Source organism: Lacticaseibacillus yichunensis (genome assembly GCF_003946405.1).
Lineage (GTDB): Bacteria > Bacillota > Bacilli > Lactobacillales > Lactobacillaceae > Lacticaseibacillus > Lacticaseibacillus yichunensis.
In genome coordinates, this window is the sequence record NZ_RHOG01000043.1 from 1 (window position 1) to 18,700 (window position 18,700).

Consider the following 18,700-nt stretch of genomic DNA (forward strand, 5'->3'; position numbering starts at 1 on the left):
TCGCAACGCTCCAAACGTTGCTTTCAGACCGGCCAGATGCGATTTCATGTCCCAAATACCGAGGTGAATAATCCAGGATTATAATAGAAGAAAAGAATCGCGCACAACCGAAAAACCAGCCGCAAAGCCTTTCAGGACAAGGACTTGCGGATTTTTTTGCGTGTCGAATCCGGGGTAATTGCGCCACATGATGGCGCGTGAGAGATAGGCAGAAGGGGACAGCAAGCGAATTTTAGAAAAAGTATCAATGTGTAAATGTCATTTGATTTCTGCCAAGCATCTTCCACAACCGGGAAGGCAAATCCACCTCTGTATATCTGCAGTGCTGGATATGAGGTGGGCTTCGGCCGAAAATGGCTCAGCCCCCTCGTCGTTGTTAGCGGCTGTGCCGCTTACAACGAAAGTGAGCTTTGAGACCGCGACCTTTGCGGGCTCAAAGTCACTTGTCCGCTCTACTCCGGTCGCCAGCCAATTTTCGGCCGAAGCCCACCGGGCGTTTACATTTTCTTTGATGAATTGCGGTCGATTTGCCGGCCCGGTTGCTGGCAAGTATAATGGCAGGAGACGAATGAGGTGTACAACATGGAGATCTTTGATTCACATACCCATCTAAACGACACGCCGTACCTGGGCCACGAAGCAGAATACGTCCAGCAGGCACACGACCTAGGCGTCACCGAAATGGCGATCGTCGGCTCAGACACCACGCTGAATGACGGGGCCCTGCGCCTGGCGCACAGCTTTTCTAACCTCTACGCGATCATTGGCTGGCATCCCGAATCCAGCAAAGATTACGATCAAGCCAAAGAGGATCAGCTGATCCAAGACCTCGCCGATCCAAAAGTGGTGGCGCTCGGCGAGATCGGGCTGGATTATCATTGGGACACTAGCCCGCGTGAGACCCAGCGCCGTATTTTTGCCCGGCAGCTCGCCATCGCGCGCGATTTGCACATTCCCGTGTCGATTCACACCCGCGAGGCCTTCGACGACACTTATCGCATCATGCAGGAAGCGCATTTTGACCAGATCGGTGGCATCATGCACAGCTTCACCGGCGACGGGGAATGGGCCAAGAAGTTCCTCGACCTCGGCGCGTATGTCTCCTATTCCGGGATTGTCAGTTTCAAAAATGCGCCTGAGGAACACGAAAGCGTGCAGGTCATTCCTGAAGACCGCTTGCTGGTCGAAACGGACGCGCCGTATCTCACCCCGGCGCCTTACCGCGGGCGGCCGAACCAGCCAGCCTACACCCGCTATGTGGTAGAGGCCGTGGCCAACTTGCGCGGCGACACGCCGGAACATATCGCCGCGATCACTCGGGCCAACGCCCACCGTATTTTTAACCTAAAGGAGAACAATTGAGTCCATTTAAACAGATCATCGTGGTCGAGGGCCGCGACGACACGAAACGGCTGACCGAGGCATTCGGCAAGATCGATACGATCGAAACGCGCGGCAGCGCCATCGATGACAAAACGCTGGATGTGATCAAAAAGGCGCAGGAAACACGCGGCGTGATCGTGCTCACGGATCCGGATTTTCCGGGCGAAAAGATTCGCAAAACCATCAGCGCTCATGTGCCCGGCGTTCAGCACGCTTTTTTGCCAAGAGGCGAGGCAGCCCCGGATGGCCCAGGCTCGCTTGGGGTCGAGCACGCTAGCCCGGCTGCGCTGAAGGCCGCGCTGGAGGCGGTGGCGACGCCGAGTGAGGATGCGCCGCAACTCTTCGACCAAAGCGACTTGCAGGCAGCGGGGCTGATTGGCGGCGCCGGGTCCCGCGCCAAACGCGAACGGCTGGGGGAGCTGCTACACATCGGCTACACCAATGGTAAGCAGCTCGTCCATCGCTTGCAGGCATTCGGCATCACCCGCGCGCAACTGACCGACGCGCTCGCCCAGCTCGACAAGGAGGCTTCACATGACTGACGTATTACCGATCGCCGCGCCCGAACGCACTCGCGCGATTTTGAAGGCCCATGGTTTTCGCTTGAAAAAACGGCTCGGGCAAAATTTTCTGACCGTGCCCAAAGTCTTGGCGCGCATCGTGACCGCGGCGCAGCTGACCGAAGCGGATGACGTGATCGAGATCGGCCCCGGGATCGGCGCGCTCACCGAATTTTTAGCTGGCAGCGCAGGCCGGGTGCTGGCCATCGAGATCGATTCGCAGCTCCTGCCTGTTTTGGCCGACACCATGGCGCCGTATGATAACGTGCAGGTGGTGGAAGGCGACGTGCTCAAGCTCGACTTGCCGGCGCTGGTCGAGGAAAAATTGCCGGGATCAACGAGCCTCAAAGTGGTTGCCAACCTCCCGTACTACATCACGACCCCGATCCTGATGCACCTGCTTCAAAGCGACCTGCCGCTTGCCGGTCTGACCGTGATGATGCAAAAAGAAGTCGCGGATCGCTTGACGGCGCGGCCGAGCACGAAAGATTACGGCAGCCTTTCCATCGCCGTGCAACAAAACATGCATGTCGCGGTGGCGTTTGATGTCAGCCGCAAGTCCTTTGTCCCAGCCCCGAATGTCGATTCCGCCATCGTGACCTTGACTCGCCGCGCCCAGCCCCTCGCCGAGGTCACCAATCAGGAATCCTTTGATAAGCTGGTCCGCGGCGGCTTTGCGGCCCGCCGGAAAACACTTTGGAATAATCTTATCAACCTGTATGGAAAAACGGACGCGGTCAAAGAAAAAATTTCTTTGGCACTGCAAGATTGCAATATTGAGGCAAGCACGCGGGCTGAAACACTTGATATTCCGGCATTTGCGGCTCTCAGCAACGCCCTTTTTGCCCGCAACGTTCGATAACGCAAAATGATGAGAAAAAGCTAAGAAAAGCGACCACGGCGCGGGTTTGCGAGCGTTTTTTGTTGCGTGGCTTGCATGGCAATGGTATAATTGCAAATTTCTTGCGAATCTGTTATGATGTTAACTAAGAGGTGAAGTGCATGCCAATCACGTTAGCGAGCATCAAGCAGCAACTCGATTCCAAGATCGGTGAAAATGTCACAGTCGTCGCCCAAGCAGGTCGCAAAAAAGTGACCCGCCGGCGCGGCACGCTCAAAGAAACTTACCCGGCCGTTTTTGTTGTCGCACTCGACCAAGACGAGAACTCATTCGAACGCGTTTCCTACAGTTATGCCGATCTTCTCACCAAATCAATTCAGATCACATTTGATGACGAAGAGAAAGCTTCCTAAAACTAAATACCGATTGACCCGCAGCGGAAGTTGAAGCTGCGGGTTTTTTCGTGGGGAAAGGAAAGAATGAACCAGGTGGCTGCATCAGGATGGTTTGCGGTAACGAGAATCATTTTGGTTAGTACATCTCCAATACATCCTTCTGTAATCTGGCTACATTCAATGACTTACCTTTCAAAAAACAATGGGCTCCTGGATCTTTCGGAGACTGTGAGAATAGTTCTTTGAGACAAAAGACGTTCAGTGCTGGATGTAGGGGGGCTCCGGCCAGAAATGGCTCAGCCCCCTCGTCGTTGTTAGCGGCTTGCCGCTTACAACGAAAGTGAGCTTTAAGACCGCGCACTTTGCGGGCTTAAAGTCACTTGTCCGCTCTACTCCGGTCGCCAGCCATTTCTGGCCGGAGCCCACCGGGCGAGACCAGGACCAAATGTATTATCTTTTCACACATAGAGGGTGGCCAGACTTCCATGGTGCACGTCGCCGAGGAAAACAGTATACTGGTAGTAATAGAATGCGAGCTGGTGAAGCGATGACGATCATTGAAAAAGCGCCAGCCAAGATCAACCTCAGCCTGGATGCCCTCTATCGCCACCCCGGCGGCGAGCACGAGTGGAAAATGGTCATGACATCCGTTGACTTGGCGGATTACGTGCATATCGACAAAAGCGCCGCGATTCATGTCACCACAGACAGCGGCTTTTTACCCGAAGACCCGCGCAACCTGGCCTACCAGGCGGCGCAGGCATTACGCGCCGCGGCACACGTGAATGCCGGCGCGAAGATCTACATCGAAAAACATATTCCCGTTGCGGCGGGACTTGGCGGCGGGTCATCGGATGCGGCCGCCGTTTTGCGCGGGCTCAATCAACTCTGGCACCTCAATTATTCGCCGGAGAAGCTCGCGAAGATCGGCTTGGCGGTGGATTCCGATGTCCCGTTTTGCGTCTATTCGCAAACGGCGCTGGTCACCGGACGCGGGGAAGTCGTTCAGCCACTGGGGCCGCTGCCGAATTTTTGGGTGGTGCTGGCCAAGCCACGTCTGTCGGTGTCGACCAACACGATTTTGAACGCGCTGGACTATCGCGATGACCTCGCCCGCCCGGAAACGGACACGGTGGTCGCCGGCATTCGCCAGCAGGATTTTCCCTTGATGATCAGCGGCATGGCCAACGCCTTGGAGCCGGTCACGGCGGCGCGGCACCCGGAGATCTCGGAACTCAAGCGCCGCTTCCTCCGCTATGGCGCGGCGGTCGCGCAAATGTCGGGCAGCGGGCCCACCGTGTTTGGCCTGTGCCAAAACGAAAGTCGCGCGCACCGCATTTATAACAGCATGAAAGGCTTTTGCCAGGAGGTCTATCTTCTGCGGCCACTTCATTAAGGCTTCTCGCGACTTGCGGGGGCTTTTTTTCTTACCCGAAATTGAAAAAGTGTTTCTCAAAGCCCCGGTTGGTAAGCGCTAACGCCTTAATCGGTGGCGGTTACGCTAACTTTTGATGCGTTGACTTTGCGTTTTTATTTGACCAGAATGAAGATAATGAAGGAGGTTCGAGGAATGATCAAACCGAAACCGAATCAGGCTTTTTTCTGGGGCATTTTGCTCAATGCACTTTACATCATCGCCGAGGTGACGTTTGGTGTGGTGGTCGGCTCGATCGCGCTGGTCGCCGACGCGATGCACAACCTCAGCGACGTGCTGGGGCTGGGCATCGCGTGGTTTGCCGATTGGTTGTCCGGGCGCCAGCCGACGATGAAACGCACATACGGCTATAAGAGTTCGTCGATCATGGCCGCCTTGATCAACGCCGTGTTTTTGCTGGTGGCGATGGGGGCGATCATCGTCGAAGCGGTCGGGCGGCTCGCGAACCCGACGCCGATCGCGGGCGGCACCGTGATGTTGGTGGCGGGCGTCGGCATCTTGATCAATGGGGCAACGGCCATGCTTTTTCACGCGGGCCAGCAACATGACCTCAACGTTCGCGGCGCGTTCATGCACATGGCCGCGGATGCCGGCGTATCGCTGGGCGTCGTGCTTGCCGGGGGGCTGTACCTCCTGACGGGCTGGGAGTGGCTCGACCCGATCGTCTCGATTCTGGTCGCGATCGTGGTCTTGGTCGGCACATGGGGCCTGCTGCGGGACGCGATGAACCTCGCGATGGCGGCGGTACCCAAGGCAATCGATACGGTCAAGGTGAAAAAAATGATCACCGACTTTCCGACGGTGGTGGCCTGCCACGACTTACACATCTGGGCGCTTTCGACAAAAGACGTCGCGCTGACCGTGCATGTGATGCGCAACACGAACTGCAACAACGACCAATTTTTGGAACAGCTCGGGCATGATCTGCGCCACACGTTTGATATCGCGCATGTGACCATCCAAGTCGAGTACGGCGATTACCAGCCACTCAAACAGACGGATAATCCATATTAAGATCGGTAGCGATTCTTTCGGGAATCGCTTTTTTAATGCAAGTCGCAGCCAACTCAGCTAGACTTGGGGAAAAAGGTGCCGCTGATTGGCGACAGCAAAGGAGGACTCGTAATGGCAGACGGACAGGAAAATGGGTCGCGGCCGGCTGAGCTTTCGGCAGACGAGGCGTATTTGCAGGAACAGCGCCGCGTCCAGCGCCAGGCGGCCGAGACGTTTATTCGCAGCCAGGCGACCTTGGATGATCTGGATGCGCTGGAAAGTTTGATCGAAAACAGACGGCGGGCGATGCTGCCGCGTTTTTGCTAAAAATGAACGGAGGTGGCCGCGATGCGCGTGTTGATCGTTGAAGATGAGCCCGCCCTGCGCGAAAGCATGGCGACGTTCTTGGGGCGCAAGATGGCGGTCGACACCGCCGGCACGCTGGGCGAGGCGGATGCCTCGATCGCCGAAGCCGCGCCGGATGCGGTGGTGCTGGATCTGACCTTGCCAGACGGGGATGGGCTGACCTGGCTGAAAACCTGGCGCCCGCTGCTGGCAGGGCGGGTCTTGGTGGTGACCGCGAACGATCAGGAAAGTGCGATGCTGACAGGATTGGCGTTGGCCGATGATTATGTGGTCAAGCCGGTCAGTTTGCGTGTGCTTGCGGCCCGGCTGGAAAAGTTGTTACCCTCAGCCGTTTTGTCGATGGGGGCGCTGACCGTGGACTTGGCCCGAGGCGAGGTCCGGCGCGGCAGTGAATTGGTGCCGTTATCAGCAACGGAATGGCGACTCGTCAGTTTTCTCGCCCAGCATCAGGGCCAGCTCCTGACGCGCGACCAGCTACTTGCGTTGTGGGACGCCTCTGGGAGTTTTGTCTCGGATAACACGCTGACCGTGACGATGCGCCGCTTGCGTGAAAAATTAGAGCAGCCGGGCGAGCCGCCACTGATTCGGACGGTACGGGGAATGGGGTATTTCATCAATGGCGAAAATACATTGGCTTGAGGCGCCGGAAACGCGCAGCATTGTGGGCCTTGGCGCTGGGCTGAGCCTCATCGCAGGGGCGGTCTGCGTCATCGCCTCTTCCTACGCCCCGGATGCGGGCTGGCAGCTCTTGGGGCTGTTCATCTTGGCGGTGCTTGCAATCTGGCGGACTTGCTGGCTATGGCTGCGCCAGCTTCAGCAGCGTTTTGCCGCGATCATGCAGCAGTTGGCCGATGCGATGAAGGATAAGCCGGATTATCAGATGGCGCTCAACGACGAGGGCCTGTTTTCGGACCTGCACAATCAGCTGTTTCAATATGTGCGGCGGACCACGGCGCTGCGGGCGGATCTTGAGCGCGACCGGGCGCAGCTCAGCCGGGCGATCACCGACATCGCGCATCAGCTGCGCACGCCGATCGCGGCCAGCGACAATCTACTTGAGCTACTCGACGAGGCGAATGCCGCCAAGACCCGCGACGCACTGCTTGCGCAAAATCAGCGGCTCGCGGCCCTTGTGACTCAGATGATTCTGTTGGCCCGAGTGGACACCCACACGCTGAGCCAGGAAAAGACGTCGCAGCCACTGAACGGCTTGGTACGCGGTGCGGTGAATCTGTTGCTCAATCCATTGGCGGATCGCGACTTGCAGCTGGACTGGCAGATCGAGGACAGCCTGCTGGTCAACGTGAATGCGCAGCTGACACGCGAAGCGCTGATCAATGTGCTGAAAAACAGTCTCGAGCACGCTGCACCACACAGCACCTTGACGCTGCACGCGACAGCCACGCCGATCGCGACGCGGCTGACCGTTACCAATCAGGGCCCGGTGATTCCAGAAGCCGAGCTGCCGCATCTGTTCGAGCGTTTCTATCGCGGTAGCCAAACTGGCCCCAACAATCTCGGCATCGGCCTCGCCATCGCCCAAGGCATCATCGCCGCCAGCGACGGCCGCCTGACCATTGCAAACGTGACTGGCGGCGTGCAGTATCAGATCGAGTGGTTCAAGTGACAAGAAAGGGTGATCAAAGTTGCGAGCGAGAGACCCGAAAGACGTTGAGGCACGAATCGAGCAGGCTTATCTTGATGCGCTGGCAGACCGACCTTTTTATGCGATCAAGGTCAGTGCGCTGACCGCCAAGGCACACATCAGTCGCAGCACGTTTTACGTGCACTATGATTCCGCTTTAGATGTGCTCCAATCGCTGGAAGATGCGCTCCTTGAAGGTATCCCGGCACAGTCCGTCAGTGTGCAATTGCTGGCTGAGCCGGCCCGGTTCAAAAGCGCTTTGCTCGTCAAACTCGCATACTTTGAGACCCATCTTGAAGTCTTGCAAAAATTGATCGGCGCGCACGGCGATCCGTATTTCCAGGCGCGAATGGATCGTTTCTTCGACCCGGCTTTTGATGCCTTTTCCACGACGAGTGGTGTGCGCCAACAATTGCTTCGGCAAGCCTTGGATGGCGCGCGGTGGCGGCTTTTGCAATGGTGGACGGCGCATGCCGATGCTGTCACGATCAGCGAACTGGCCGATTTTTTGACCGCCTATATGGCGCAGCAATTGCAGCTGGCGCGCGTTTCAGAGGATTAAAAAAGCATTGCCGCGAACAGACGGCAATGCGGTGACACAGCTTTAGTGGGTGCGTCCAGCAATCAGTGTGAACAAGCCACCCAATTCAAGGGCAAAATGAATCGTATGGCCTTCCGCGATCGCGGCCGGCGCGTTGTGCGGGCAGAAGAAGGTCGACTGGATATCCAGGCCATCCGGTAGCGGCTGGACTTGATGGATCGCACCGACATGAATGTTGAGATCGTCGGCGACGAGGAACGTCTCGCCTGACATCAGCGCCGGGTGGTCGGCAAGCCTTTTGACCGGGACATAGACGGGAATGGTCTGGCTGGCTGTGCCATAGGTCAATGTCGGCTCACCGAGCATGCCGAATGTCTCCATGATCGTTTGCCGTCCACCTGTGACATCGCCGGAGACTAAATAATGTTCCGGCATGATTTGAAACGGCGTCGCGCCATTTTGGGCGGTCTGCATCTGGGCCTGATAAGCCTTGATATCGATGCCTTGCACTTGGATGTGCGTCGTGCCGAGGCGCACGCCCTGAGTTGTGATCGGCCGCTCGTTCCATGCGTGCCAGCGGCGGTCTGAATCCGCGAGCACCGGGCTGAACAGAGCACGTGTCCCGGTCTGGCCTAGCGTTTCATGGGCCTTGACCAGCAGCGCCATTGCGGCATCTGGATCCAGCCAGTTCAACTCGATACTGGTCAACGCGTGCCCGTCTTCAGCGGGTAGGTTCACACCGAGCGCCTGCAGTTCGTGCAAAACGTGCAGCGCCCGTTCATACTTAAAACGTTTGAGCTGCGCCGTCGTGTATATTTCACCGTTGATCGTGATCGTCATCTGAAATTTTGTCATGGTCATTGCCTCCGATATTTGGAATATTTTCAGCATAACAGGGGCCGCCGCGGCAAAACGGACAGATGTTCGCGACTGTTCAAGCAACCGGACAGTCCGCTTAAAATGTCCGGGGATTATCTTGAGTTTTCTCTCGTCACCGGCTATCCGGTACTTGAGCCAGGCGAACACAGCTCACCGCATCGCGGCACGTATCGCTGCGATCAGTCAGTACAAATGAAAGCCGCCAGATACTGATCGTAGCGGAGGACACTTCCACTTTAGTTAGGCTACGCGGGGCATGTCCGAAGCAGCTAAGCCAGGCCGGTACTTCGACGCCAAGTTTGCGTCAAACACCAACCTGGCTTAACCGTCCGGGCATGAACGCCCCGCTTTTGGACCCGTACCTCGTCACTTACCTGTCACTTTGAATCGTTATGCTTGGGCTATCTTGGAGGTGGACGAAATGGCAATTTTGACAGCGGACCATTTGACCAAAAAATATCCCGGTGAGGATGCCCCGGCGCTGGATGACGTGAGCCTGTCGATCGAAGCGGGGGAGTTTTTGGCGATCGTCGGACCAAGCGGGTCGGGCAAATCGACGCTGTTGCATTTGCTCGGCGGGGTCGATCGGCCGACGAGTGGCAGCGTGCAGCTTTACGACACGGATATCTACAAATTAAATGAGACCCAGTTGGCGATTTTTCGGCGGCGCCAGGTCGGCTTGATCTATCAATTTTACAACTTGATGCCGGAATTGACGGTGGCGGAAAATATCACCCTGCCAACTGAGCTGGATGGCAAAACCGTGCCGGCCGCGATCTTGGATGAGCTCTTGGGGACGTTGGGGATACGAGAAAAACGGGGCGCCCTGCCGAGCCAGTTGTCCGGTGGCCAGCAACAGCGCGTCGCGATTGGGCGGGCGCTGATCGGGCAGCCGGCAATCGTGTTGGCGGATGAACCGACCGGCAAGCTCGATCAGCGCAATTCGCAGGAGATCATGGACCTGCTGCACCAGGCGAATGCGAAGTCCGGTCAGACGATCGTGGTGATCACGCATGATCCGGCGATCGCCGCGCAGGCTGGGCGCGTCATCACGATCGAGGACGGCCGCCTGAAGGAAGGGCGGTGAGCGTCATGGGAATCTTGACCAAACTCTCACTGCGCAGCCTACGCGAGGAAAAATCTCGGACGATCTTGACCATTGTGGCGATGACGATCGCGGCGACGTTGGCTGTGGCGACCTTGGTTGGGTTGCGTTCGGTGCAGGCAAGTCTGTATCAACGCGATACCCAGTCCTCGGCTGGCATGGTGGTGACGTTTCCTAATGTTAGCGCAGAGAAAGCAGACGTGCTGACAACTAGCGACCAATTTTTGAAGACATCGGCGCTTCAAACGTTGGGAACCACACATCTGATCACGATGGACGGCCATAACAATGAACAGGTCCCGGCCTTTCAGCTGTCACCCACGGCCTTGAAAGATTTGGTGACGCCAATTCTGTCGACTGGCCGGTTGCCCATTTCTCGAAATGAGGCGGTGGTGCCACAGGATGCAATCGGGGACGGCTATACGATCGGGGAGACAGCAACGTTCAAAATCGCGGGCCGCGTGCGACGGCTGACCGTTGTTGGGGCAATGAATGCCTATGCGACAGGCGCAATTTCCGGGCCCGCACTGGTGTTGGTCACGCCTCGGTTGACGGGGAGGCGAACCGTGGTCGCCGCACCGCGCGATTTTTCAAATCTTCATTCACGGATGCGAGCACTGGCGCAAAAGGCGGGTATTCCGGCTAAGGCGGTGCAATTCGACGAAAACGCGTTGATGATCATGGGCGCAAGCGAAGGACTACGTGGACAGGCTGCTATCTTCGCCGTTGTGCTGGTCGTCTTGGCAATCATCGGCAGTGTGGCGCTGGTCATGATCTATTCGAGCATCAATCTGTCAGTCAAGGCGCACCGCGAGCGGTACGGCTTGTTGCGTTCGCTCGGGACCACGCCGAAGCAGTTGCGGCATTTGGTTTATGAACAGAGTTTGATTTTGGCTGGGGCCGCCTTGCCGTTGGGATATGTGTTTGGCATCGGCGGCTTGAAGATCGCGTTTTATTATATCGATCGTTTGTTGGTGAAAAATGAGACGAGTTTTGTTTTTATTTTCCGCGCTGACTGGCTACCGCTGGTGGTCGCCGGATTGTTCATGGCCGCGGTGACGCTATTGGCGGCGTCACGGCCGGCCATGCGTGCAAGCCGAGTCAGTCCAATCGCTGCGATTCGGGCGCTTGAGACATCACCGCACCTTTCAAAGCGACGGCTCAAGGATACCTGGCTGATCAGACGTACACATAGGCCAATGGTGAAGTTGGCGCTGAAGCGTGAACGCCGGGCAAGCGCACGGCTGACAATGCTGACACTCCTTACCTTCACTGTGGCGTTGTTTGTTGCGCTGACGGGATTTATGAACACGACGACAACGAATTTGGACGATGCGCTGTCACCGGATATCAGTCTCAAAATTTCCGGGCGGGATCAGCGCGCTGCAGTCAAGGAGGCCGCAAACAAGACTACCTCGGTAAAAAGCGTGACGACGGTGTTGTCGACCACGATGCTGATGGTCAATGGACCGCACTGGCTCAAAGGTGCCGGAGTCGAGCTAGTGGCCGTGCCTGATGCGGATTTTGCCAGCACGTTCGACAACATGCCAACCTTTTTGAACCGCAAGATGCAGGTTGGCGATGCGAACGGTAAGAACAGCCTGCAATGGGCAGTTGCACCCGATTTTTACGGCAAAATCACGCTGGGGGATGAACGCCAAGAGGGTGAAAAGGGCGGCAAGGTTCGGGTCACCGCGCCCATGGCCGTCCGCCCGGCGACGTCGCTGCCCGACCTCAACCGCCTGCTTAGCAATTCGGGTTGGGATACGATCGTTGTGTCAGAGAGCCTGCTCAAGCAATGGACGGGGATGCTGAATTATGATCAAAGTCGCACCGCGACTCGGGCAGCGATTCAACTGACTCAGCGTAAGACGCACGCGGAGGCGACGGATGCGCTGAAGACACAATTTCCAAACGCGTCGATCACTGATAATATTGCGTATCAGGAGCAGAATTTTGCAATCGAAGCGGCTTTTAAGATCATTTCATACGGGTTTATCAGTTTGCTGGCGCTGGTCAGCCTGGCCACGATCATTAACCACGTATTCGCGGCGCTGCTTGAGCAAAAACGCAGCCTGGCGACGCTTCAATCGGTTGGGACCACGCCACGCCAGTTGAACCGCATGCTGAACCTGCAAAATGCGATTCTGCTGGTCAAAGGTGGGCTACTGGGCAGTTTGCTGGGCAATTTAGGCTCTTGGGGGCTTTTCGAGTTGATGGATGGCAACTACCTGACCCATTATCTGGTTCCTTGGCAAGAAACCCTGGCTGCGCTGCTTGGCTTAGCTGTGATCTGGCTCGCCTTTGCGGTCACGACGCGGCGAATGCTCCGGCATCAGGATATCGATCAGCTGATCAGGGCCGTGTAACAAACGGGGCAGCGAAAGCCAAGGCAGCCGATATGTCCGAAGCAGAAGCGCATGCGGAACCACCAAATAAATACCACAACGCGACAAAAAAATCGGCTCGTCCAAAATAGGGCGGGCCGATTTTTGGGTGGAAAAGCGGATGAGCGGAAATGCGGATTGGTGAAAGAGCCGTTCGCGGCACGAGCCTGACTGAGGCTGTGTCCACGGTTTGCCTCATAGCACGCCAGCCACATTTTATGATTGGCAGCATGACCTAACAACGGCTAGGCAGATCTTTCGACAAATACGTAGCCGTGCATTTAACCGTGAAGAAATTTAGTGCCGGATGTAGGGTGGGTTCCCGCTAGAAATGGCTCAGCCCCCTCGTCGGTGTTAGCGGCTGGCCGCTTACACCGAAAGTGAGCTTTAAGACCGCGTATTTTGCGGGCTTAAAGTCACTTGGGAGCGTTCCAGCCATTTTCTGGCGGGAGCCCACCCGGGCGATAACACAAGCTCAAGATATCCCAATACCTTGGCATCGTCTATTTGCGAGGCGCGCCAGTGCGGGCCTCAGTCTGCGCCCTCTTTTCAGCGTAGCTGGAGATCTTCGTTGTAGTAGCGCGGATAGGCGAGGTAACAGGCAATCACGCTGCCGAGGCTGGTGGCCGCCAGCAACATGAAGGTCACCATGATCTGATACATGATCGCCTTGGTCGGATCGACGCCGGCGAAGATCAGGCCGGACATCATCCCAGGCAGGGAGACCAGCCCGACTGTTTTCGCCGAGTCGATGGTCGGCGACATGCCGGTCCGAATCGCTTCGCGGACGATGTCGATCGAGGCCTGCTTGAGGGTCGCGCCGAGTGCGAGCCGCTCAAGTACGGCCTGCCGCTGATCATGGAAGCTGGTGTTCATGTTGCGATAGCACAGTCCGATCGCGACCATGGCGTTGGAGGCGATCATGCCGGAGATCGGTACGATCTGAGACGGCGTGAATTTCACCGCATGGGCCAGGACCAGCAGCACGATCGTCACGCCGGTCGCCACGGTGATCGCCAGCAGGCTGATCGCAAACGCGTGCGGAATCCCGTTTGCGCGTTTGCGAGCGTTGAGCGCGGCGTTGAAGATGATGATCGCCATCATCAAAAACGTGAGTGGCGCGCGGTCGACTTTGATGATGTAGGTCAGCACGTACCCGACCACGGTGAGCTGAACCACCGCGCGCACGACGCCGACCAGCATCTCTTTTTCCAGGCCGATCTTTTCGTGAAAATTAATGATGAGTGCGATGGCGACCAGCGCGACCGCAAATAACAAAGCGGTGGGGGAAACAATCAGATTATTTGTCACAGCGAATGGCCTCCTTGTCCAGTGTGCCGTCGCGCAGTGCAAGTAGGTCGTGCGCCACTGCGATCTCGCCTTCGTCATGAGTGACGGCGATCACGGTCATGCCGTTGCGGTTGCCGGCTTCGATCAGCTGATGGACGATGGCCTTGGTGTCGTGATCCAGCCCGGTCGTGACCTCGTCGAGCAACAACACTTTTGGCGGAAAAAGCAGATTGCGAATCAAGGCGACGCGCTGTTTTTCCCCGCCTGACAGCTCGGTGATCGGCTTGTCCAGCATTTCGGCGGGCAGGTCGACATCGCTCAGTGCCGCAAGCGCCTTGGCCGCATCGAAGGGCCGGCTGCGCAACTCAAACGGAAACGCGAGGTTATCGCGGACCGTTTCGCCAAAGAGGCTGGGTTGTTGAAAACAGTAGGAGACTTCGCGGCGATAGGCGATCTTGTCAAAACTACTTTGCGGTTGATCTAAGTAGGTGATGGTGCCAGCGGTGGGGGTCAGAAGCGTCGCCAAAAGCCGCAAGACCGTGCTTTTGCCTGCCCCGGATGGCCCGACAATCGTCAAATACGCCCCAGGTTCAACGGTGAAGGAGATATCATGCAAAATTGGGCGGTCGCCGACGGTCAAGCCGACATCCCGCAGATCAAAGATTGCCATGTGCGCACCTCGTATTCATTACTTTATAATCATTCTAAACAATGTGTGATGAGAACGCTAGCATTCTTCTTATTTCCTTATTTTATGCGAGGGAAACGAACAATCAAAACGGATGTGAGAAAATATCTAGGAATTTGCAAACAAATCCCGTATAATTGGGAAGATTAAATCACCTTGTGTTGTGATAATCCAAATATTCGGAGTTAAGGAGACTTCATTATGAAAGTTCGTCGCAGCGATCGGCTGATCGACATGACCCGTTACTTACTCGAGCGCCCCCATACCCTGGTGCCGCTGACCTATTTTTCCCGGCGTTATGATAGCGCCAAGTCCTCGATCTCAGAGGACCTCGCGATCGTCCGCCGCGTGTTTGCTCAGCGCCAGACCGGTCTGCTTGAAACGGTGCCCGGCGCGGCTGGTGGGGTGCGCTATATCCCAATGGCCGGCAAGGAAGAGGCCGAAGCATTCGTGACTGGCATGGCCAAGCGCCTGTCCGAAACGGATCGCCTTTTGCCAGGCGGTTACGTCTACCTATCTGACCTGCTCGGCACGCCGGAAGTCCTGCGCGAGATCGGCCGGCTGATCGCCACGCAATACGTGGATCAGCATGTTGACGCCGTGATGACCGTGGCCACCAAAGGCATTCCGATCGCGCAAAGTGTCAGTCAGTACCTCAACGTGCCGTTTGTGATCGTGCGGCGCGATAGCAAGATCACCGAGGGCTCGACCGTTTCCGTCAATTATGTGTCCGCCAGCAGTGCCCGCATCGAGAAAATGGAGCTGTCCAAGCGTAGTCTGCCGGCGAACTCCGGCGTCTTGATCGTCGACGACTTCATGAAGGGCGGCGGCACCGTCAACGGGATGCGCAGCTTGATCGAGGAGTTTGATGCAAAGCTTGTCGGTATTTCCGTTTTCGCTGAGGGCAACTTCTCCGGCGACCGGATGGTATCGGATTACACCAGCATCATTCGCGTCGATGAAGTGGATACCAAGGCCAACACGTTGCATGCCATTCCAGGTAATTATCTGGCGAAAAACGCGGCGCACTTCGACCACTTTAAAGCGTAATGAGTGCCTATCTGTTTCCGGTAAAAATGGCGCTGATGATCTTTCCGTTTTTGGCGCTGGTGCTCGCCCTGCCAGTCTTTGTCGGCCAATATCGCCGCTTTGGCAGTTTCGTGTTTTGGCGGGCGGTTGTGATCTACACCTTCATCTTCTATTTACTGACGGCGTATTTCATGGTGATCTTGCCGCTGCCCACCGTAGCCAGTGTGGCGAAAATGACCGGGCCGACCTATAACCTGGTGCCATTCAAGGTGGTCAGCGACTTTTTCAAGCAGACCGTGTTCGTCTTGAGCGAGCCGGCCACGTGGCTTGCGGCCTTGAAGCAAAACGTGGTGATTCAGCCGCTGTTCAATTTGCTGTTGACCTTACCGTTTGGCGTGTACCTGCGCTATTACTTCAAGCGCTCCTTGAAGCGGGTGCTCCTGTTGTCGTTTGGGCTTAGCTTGTTTTTCGAATTGACCCAATTGACCGGGTTGTATGGCATCTACCCGCGGCCGTATCGGCTGTTTGATGTGGATGATTTGGTGCTGAATTCACTGGGTGGGCTGTTGGGCGGCTTGCTGGCGCCGGCGTTGATGCGGCTTTTTCCCACGCGTGAGCAAATGGACGCCAAAGCCTATGAACGCGGGCAACGCGTTACCTTCACGCGCCGCTTCGTCGCGTTTTTGATCGACAATGTCATCGCGGTCGGCCTTTTCACGATGGTGGTCGGGCTGGTCGCGCAACTGCTTCACGTGTCGGATTTCGTCGACGCCTCGGGGCTGGGCAATACCATTCCCCTGCTGATCGTTTTCCTGTTCTGGCCGGCAGTGGCAGGCGGGCAGACGTTGGGTAAAAAATTGGTCCGCATCCGCATCGTCAAGCGCGATGGCGCCGCGTGCGGCTTTTGGCGGCTGGCGTGGCGCGAGTTTCTGCTCTACGGCGTCGCGTATTGGGCCTTGCGCGGGCTGATCTGGAGCACCACCGAACTATTTTCCAAAATGCATCAGACGCCGGTCGATTGGTTACTGTTTGCCCTGACGCTGGGCGCGACGCTGTTTTTCCTGGTGGATATTCTGGTGGCCGGGCTGCGGCGCACGCGGGTCTTTCATGATGTGTGGGCCGGCACGACGCAGGTCAGCACGGTCGAGCGGCCTGTTGGAACTGAGTCGGGGTCTTCCGCCAAATAAATGTCTCGCACAAGTAGCTCGGCCAGACGCCGGGCTATTTTGTATTGGTCTACACCGGAAAACGCCGTGTGTTGCGATTTTCGGCTAGCTGGGCTATGATGAAAACGAGTTTTCAGATGGGAGCGTTTTGGAATGGCAGGGAAATACACGATCATCCTCGCAGCCGGCAAAGGCACGCGGATGAAGAGCAAATTATACAAAGTGCTGCATCCTGTATGCGGCAAGCCGATGGTGGATCACGTCCTGACGGCGATCGAAAAGACGCAGCCGGACAAGGTCGTGACGATCGTTGGCCACGGCGCCGAGGCAGTCGAGGAAACGCTGGGCGACCGCTCAGAATACGTCGTTCAGGAATCACAACTGGGCACCGGCCACGCTGTTTTGCAGGCGGAACCACTACTCGGTGACAAAGAGGGGATGACGCTGATTGCAAGTGGCGACACGCCGCTTTTGACCGCCACCACTTTTGAAAAATTATTCGCCTACCATAAAGATAAAGGCGCCAAGGCCACCATTTTGACCGCGACCGCCCCAGACCCGACCGGCTATGGCCGCATCGTCCGCAACGACCTCGGCATTGTCGAGAAGATCGTTGAGCAAAAAGATGCGAGCTTGGAAGAGGCGCGGATCACCGAGATCAATACCGGTGTCTACTGTTTTGACAATCAGGCGCTGTTCGAGGCGCTGCACAAGGTCACGAACCACAACGCGCAGGGCGAATATTACCTGACCGACGTGATCGAGATCTTGAAAAAAGAAGGCGCGATCGTGGCCGCCTACAAGATGGCCAACTTCGAGGAGTCGATGGGCGTCAATGACCGCATCGCCCTGGCCGCCGCGACGAAGGTGATGCAGCAGCGCATCAACACGCGCCATATGCAAGACGGCGTGACGTTGATCGACCCGGCCACTACTTACATCGACACAGATGTGCAGATCGGTAGCGACACCGTGATCGAGCCGAGCGTCAGCCTCAAAGGGCACACGGTGATCGGAGAGGATTGTGTGATCGGCACACATTCCGAGTTGATCGATGCCACGCTGGAAGACAACGTCCATGTAGTTTCCTCAACGATCGAGCACGCGGTGATGCACAGCGGCTCCGACATCGGTCCGAATTCCCATCTGCGGCCGAAAGCGGAGATTGGCGAAAATGCGCATCTGGGCAATTTTGTCGAGATCAAAAACGCAACGATCGGTGCCCGCACCAAGGTCGGCCATCTGACTTATGTGGGCGATGCAACGCTGGGCACGGATATCAATGTGGGCTGCGGTGTGGTCTTCGTCAACTATGACGGCGTGCAAAAGTTCCACACCACGATCGGCGACAAGAGCTTCATCGGCTCAAACTCCAACATCATCGCTCCGGTCAACATGGCGGATCACAGCTTCATCGCCGCCGGGTCCACAATCACCGACGACATTCCCAAGCACGCGATGGCGATCGCCCGCGCGCGGCAAACCAACAAACCCGACTTTTGGCAGCGCCTGCCGCTGGCCAACTCGAAGGATTGGGACTAAGTATATTGAATTGGAAGAGGCTGGCGCTGCAAGGTGCTGGCCTTTTTGTTATGGGGTTGGCTTACGAGGGGAAGCGCGGAAAAGTAATGTGATGGCGTCACACCGGTTTCTGGGGGTGGGGGTCGGGACGTCAAACTTGCGTACCCCCGGTATGTGGATATCGCAATATTGCCTCATAACATGTCGATCAGCGTACTGCGGGTATGCGCTTTTCAGATTCTCGACGTGTCAGGACAAACTCGTGTGACAGCATCACACCAATGTTGAAGTCGGCTTCTGGGGCGTTCGAAATCAGCAGGACTCTCGGTCCGCAAATATCGAGATTTTCGGCAAAAGGGGCACAATTCGCGGACCAGGAGTCCAAGGCCGCACGCCTCAGGGCGTGCGGACATTTTTTTGGACCGCCGTTTTGCTAAAGTGCACAACGACGGTGTTCGTTCAGGTTTTTACCTCCC

General features: G+C 56.7%; 18 protein-coding genes. 15 read left to right on the plus strand and 3 right to left on the minus strand.

All coding sequences use genetic code 11. From position 1 onward, the window contains the following. Positions 1-582: 582 nt before the first annotated feature. From EKM95_RS10585 to EKM95_RS10630, 10 genes are all read left to right on the plus strand, one after another. On the plus strand, positions 583-1,362 hold the full coding sequence (locus EKM95_RS10585; RefSeq protein ID WP_125698260.1) for a TatD family hydrolase: 780 nt from the start codon (positions 583-585) through the stop codon (positions 1,360-1,362). Continuing rightward, positions 1,359-1,925 carry a ribonuclease M5 gene (gene rnmV, locus EKM95_RS10590; RefSeq protein WP_125698262.1) on the plus strand — a complete coding sequence of 189 codons (567 nt, stop codon included), beginning with the start codon at positions 1,359-1,361 and terminating at the stop codon, positions 1,923-1,925. The genes EKM95_RS10585 and rnmV overlap by 4 nt, the downstream gene beginning before the upstream one ends. Continuing rightward, positions 1,918-2,805: a 16S rRNA (adenine(1518)-N(6)/adenine(1519)-N(6))-dimethyltransferase RsmA gene (rsmA, locus tag EKM95_RS10595; protein ID WP_125698264.1), complete on the plus strand. Its 888-nt coding sequence runs from the start codon at positions 1,918-1,920 to the stop codon at positions 2,803-2,805. The genes rnmV and rsmA overlap by 8 nt, the downstream gene beginning before the upstream one ends. A 140-nt stretch (positions 2,806-2,945) precedes the next feature. Continuing rightward, positions 2,946-3,197, plus strand: coding sequence for a Veg family protein (locus EKM95_RS10600; RefSeq protein WP_125698266.1), 252 nt, complete (start codon positions 2,946-2,948; stop codon positions 3,195-3,197). Between the two features lie 529 nt (positions 3,198-3,726). Then, on the plus strand, positions 3,727-4,575 hold the full coding sequence (gene ispE / locus EKM95_RS10605) for a 4-(cytidine 5'-diphospho)-2-C-methyl-D-erythritol kinase (protein WP_125698268.1): 849 nt from the start codon (positions 3,727-3,729) through the stop codon (positions 4,573-4,575). A 174-nt stretch (positions 4,576-4,749) separates the two neighbouring features. Beyond that, positions 4,750-5,628, plus strand: coding sequence for a cation diffusion facilitator family transporter (locus EKM95_RS10610; protein WP_125698270.1), 879 nt, complete (start codon positions 4,750-4,752; stop codon positions 5,626-5,628). 111 nt (positions 5,629-5,739) lie between these two features. Beyond that, the gene (locus tag EKM95_RS10615) at positions 5,740-5,934 is read left to right on the plus strand and encodes a hypothetical protein (RefSeq protein ID WP_125698272.1); all 195 of its coding nucleotides are present in this window, start codon (positions 5,740-5,742) and stop codon (positions 5,932-5,934) included. A gap of 21 nt (positions 5,935-5,955) precedes the next feature. Beyond that, positions 5,956-6,612, plus strand: coding sequence for a response regulator transcription factor (locus EKM95_RS10620; RefSeq protein ID WP_125698274.1), 657 nt, complete (start codon positions 5,956-5,958; stop codon positions 6,610-6,612). Further along, positions 6,590-7,600: a sensor histidine kinase gene (locus tag EKM95_RS10625; protein WP_125698276.1), complete on the plus strand. Its 1,011-nt coding sequence runs from the start codon at positions 6,590-6,592 to the stop codon at positions 7,598-7,600. The genes EKM95_RS10620 and EKM95_RS10625 overlap by 23 nt, the downstream gene beginning before the upstream one ends. 19 nt (positions 7,601-7,619) lie before the next feature. Continuing rightward, positions 7,620-8,180 (plus strand): TetR/AcrR family transcriptional regulator, encoded by a 561-nt coding sequence (locus EKM95_RS10630; protein WP_125698278.1) that lies wholly within the window; start codon positions 7,620-7,622, stop codon positions 8,178-8,180. Positions 8,181-8,222: 42 nt separating this feature from the next. On the opposite strand, the gene EKM95_RS10635 is transcribed toward EKM95_RS10630, so the two are convergent. Next, complete coding sequence (locus tag EKM95_RS10635; RefSeq protein ID WP_125698280.1) at positions 8,223-9,014, minus strand: hypothetical protein; 792 nt, start codon at positions 9,012-9,014, stop codon at positions 8,223-8,225. Positions 9,015-9,459: 445 nt separating this feature from the next. On the opposite strand from EKM95_RS10635, the gene EKM95_RS10640 reads away from it, so the two are divergent. Then, a complete protein-coding gene (locus EKM95_RS10640) occupies positions 9,460-10,125 on the plus strand; it encodes an ABC transporter ATP-binding protein (RefSeq protein ID WP_125698282.1) in 666 nt (221 codons plus the stop codon). 5 nt (positions 10,126-10,130) lie between these two features. Continuing rightward, positions 10,131-12,512: an ABC transporter permease gene (locus EKM95_RS10645; RefSeq protein WP_125698284.1), complete on the plus strand. Its 2,382-nt coding sequence runs from the start codon at positions 10,131-10,133 to the stop codon at positions 12,510-12,512. Between the two features lie 567 nt (positions 12,513-13,079). Here EKM95_RS10645 and EKM95_RS10650 read toward each other — a convergent pair. Both EKM95_RS10650 and EKM95_RS10655 read right to left on the minus strand, forming a co-directional pair. Beyond that, on the minus strand, positions 13,080-13,841 hold the full coding sequence (locus EKM95_RS10650) for an ABC transporter permease (protein ID WP_225423292.1): 762 nt from the start codon (positions 13,839-13,841) through the stop codon (positions 13,080-13,082). Beyond that, positions 13,831-14,490, minus strand: a complete 660-nt coding sequence (locus EKM95_RS10655) for an ABC transporter ATP-binding protein (protein WP_125698288.1) — start codon at positions 14,488-14,490, stop codon at positions 13,831-13,833. Before EKM95_RS10655 ends, EKM95_RS10650 begins: the two co-directional genes overlap by 11 nt. Before the next feature lie 219 nt (positions 14,491-14,709). Between EKM95_RS10655 and purR the strand changes: the two genes are divergently transcribed. From purR to glmU, 3 genes are all read left to right on the plus strand, one after another. Continuing rightward, entirely contained in the window at positions 14,710-15,558 is an 849-nt protein-coding gene (gene purR / locus EKM95_RS10660; protein ID WP_125698290.1) for a pur operon repressor, read from the plus strand. After that, a complete protein-coding gene (locus tag EKM95_RS10665; protein WP_125698292.1) occupies positions 15,558-16,724 on the plus strand; it encodes a VanZ family protein in 1,167 nt (388 codons plus the stop codon). Before purR ends, EKM95_RS10665 begins: the two co-directional genes overlap by 1 nt. A 132-nt stretch (positions 16,725-16,856) precedes the next feature. After that, the gene (glmU, locus tag EKM95_RS10670; protein WP_125698294.1) at positions 16,857-18,245 is read left to right on the plus strand and encodes a bifunctional UDP-N-acetylglucosamine diphosphorylase/glucosamine-1-phosphate N-acetyltransferase GlmU; all 1,389 of its coding nucleotides are present in this window, start codon (positions 16,857-16,859) and stop codon (positions 18,243-18,245) included. Positions 18,246-18,700: the final 455 nt, after the last annotated feature.

Bases quoted from the DNA above. Each gene is read 5' to 3' on its own strand.
- EKM95_RS10585 (WP_125698260.1), top strand. From the start codon at position 583: ATGGAGATCTTTGATTCACATACCCATCTAAACGACACGCCGTACCTG.
- EKM95_RS10635 (WP_125698280.1), bottom strand. From the start codon at position 9,014: ATGACAAAATTTCAGATGACGATCACGATCAACGGTGAAATATACACG.
- glmU (WP_125698294.1), top strand. From the start codon at position 16,857: ATGGCAGGGAAATACACGATCATCCTCGCAGCCGGCAAAGGCACGCGG.
- purR (WP_125698290.1), top strand. From the start codon at position 14,710: ATGAAAGTTCGTCGCAGCGATCGGCTGATCGACATGACCCGTTACTTA.
- EKM95_RS10600 (WP_125698266.1), top strand. From the start codon at position 2,946: ATGCCAATCACGTTAGCGAGCATCAAGCAGCAACTCGATTCCAAGATC.
- EKM95_RS10625 (WP_125698276.1), top strand. From the start codon at position 6,590: ATGGCGAAAATACATTGGCTTGAGGCGCCGGAAACGCGCAGCATTGTG.
- EKM95_RS10610 (WP_125698270.1), top strand. From the start codon at position 4,750: ATGATCAAACCGAAACCGAATCAGGCTTTTTTCTGGGGCATTTTGCTC.
- EKM95_RS10655 (WP_125698288.1), bottom strand. From the start codon at position 14,490: ATGGCAATCTTTGATCTGCGGGATGTCGGCTTGACCGTCGGCGACCGC.
- EKM95_RS10645 (WP_125698284.1), top strand. From the start codon at position 10,131: ATGGGAATCTTGACCAAACTCTCACTGCGCAGCCTACGCGAGGAAAAA.
- EKM95_RS10665 (WP_125698292.1), top strand. From the start codon at position 15,558: ATGAGTGCCTATCTGTTTCCGGTAAAAATGGCGCTGATGATCTTTCCG.
- rsmA (WP_125698264.1), top strand. From the start codon at position 1,918: ATGACTGACGTATTACCGATCGCCGCGCCCGAACGCACTCGCGCGATT.
- ispE (WP_125698268.1), top strand. From the start codon at position 3,727: ATGACGATCATTGAAAAAGCGCCAGCCAAGATCAACCTCAGCCTGGAT.
- EKM95_RS10620 (WP_125698274.1), top strand. From the start codon at position 5,956: ATGCGCGTGTTGATCGTTGAAGATGAGCCCGCCCTGCGCGAAAGCATG.
- EKM95_RS10615 (WP_125698272.1), top strand. From the start codon at position 5,740: ATGGCAGACGGACAGGAAAATGGGTCGCGGCCGGCTGAGCTTTCGGCA.
- EKM95_RS10640 (WP_125698282.1), top strand. From the start codon at position 9,460: ATGGCAATTTTGACAGCGGACCATTTGACCAAAAAATATCCCGGTGAG.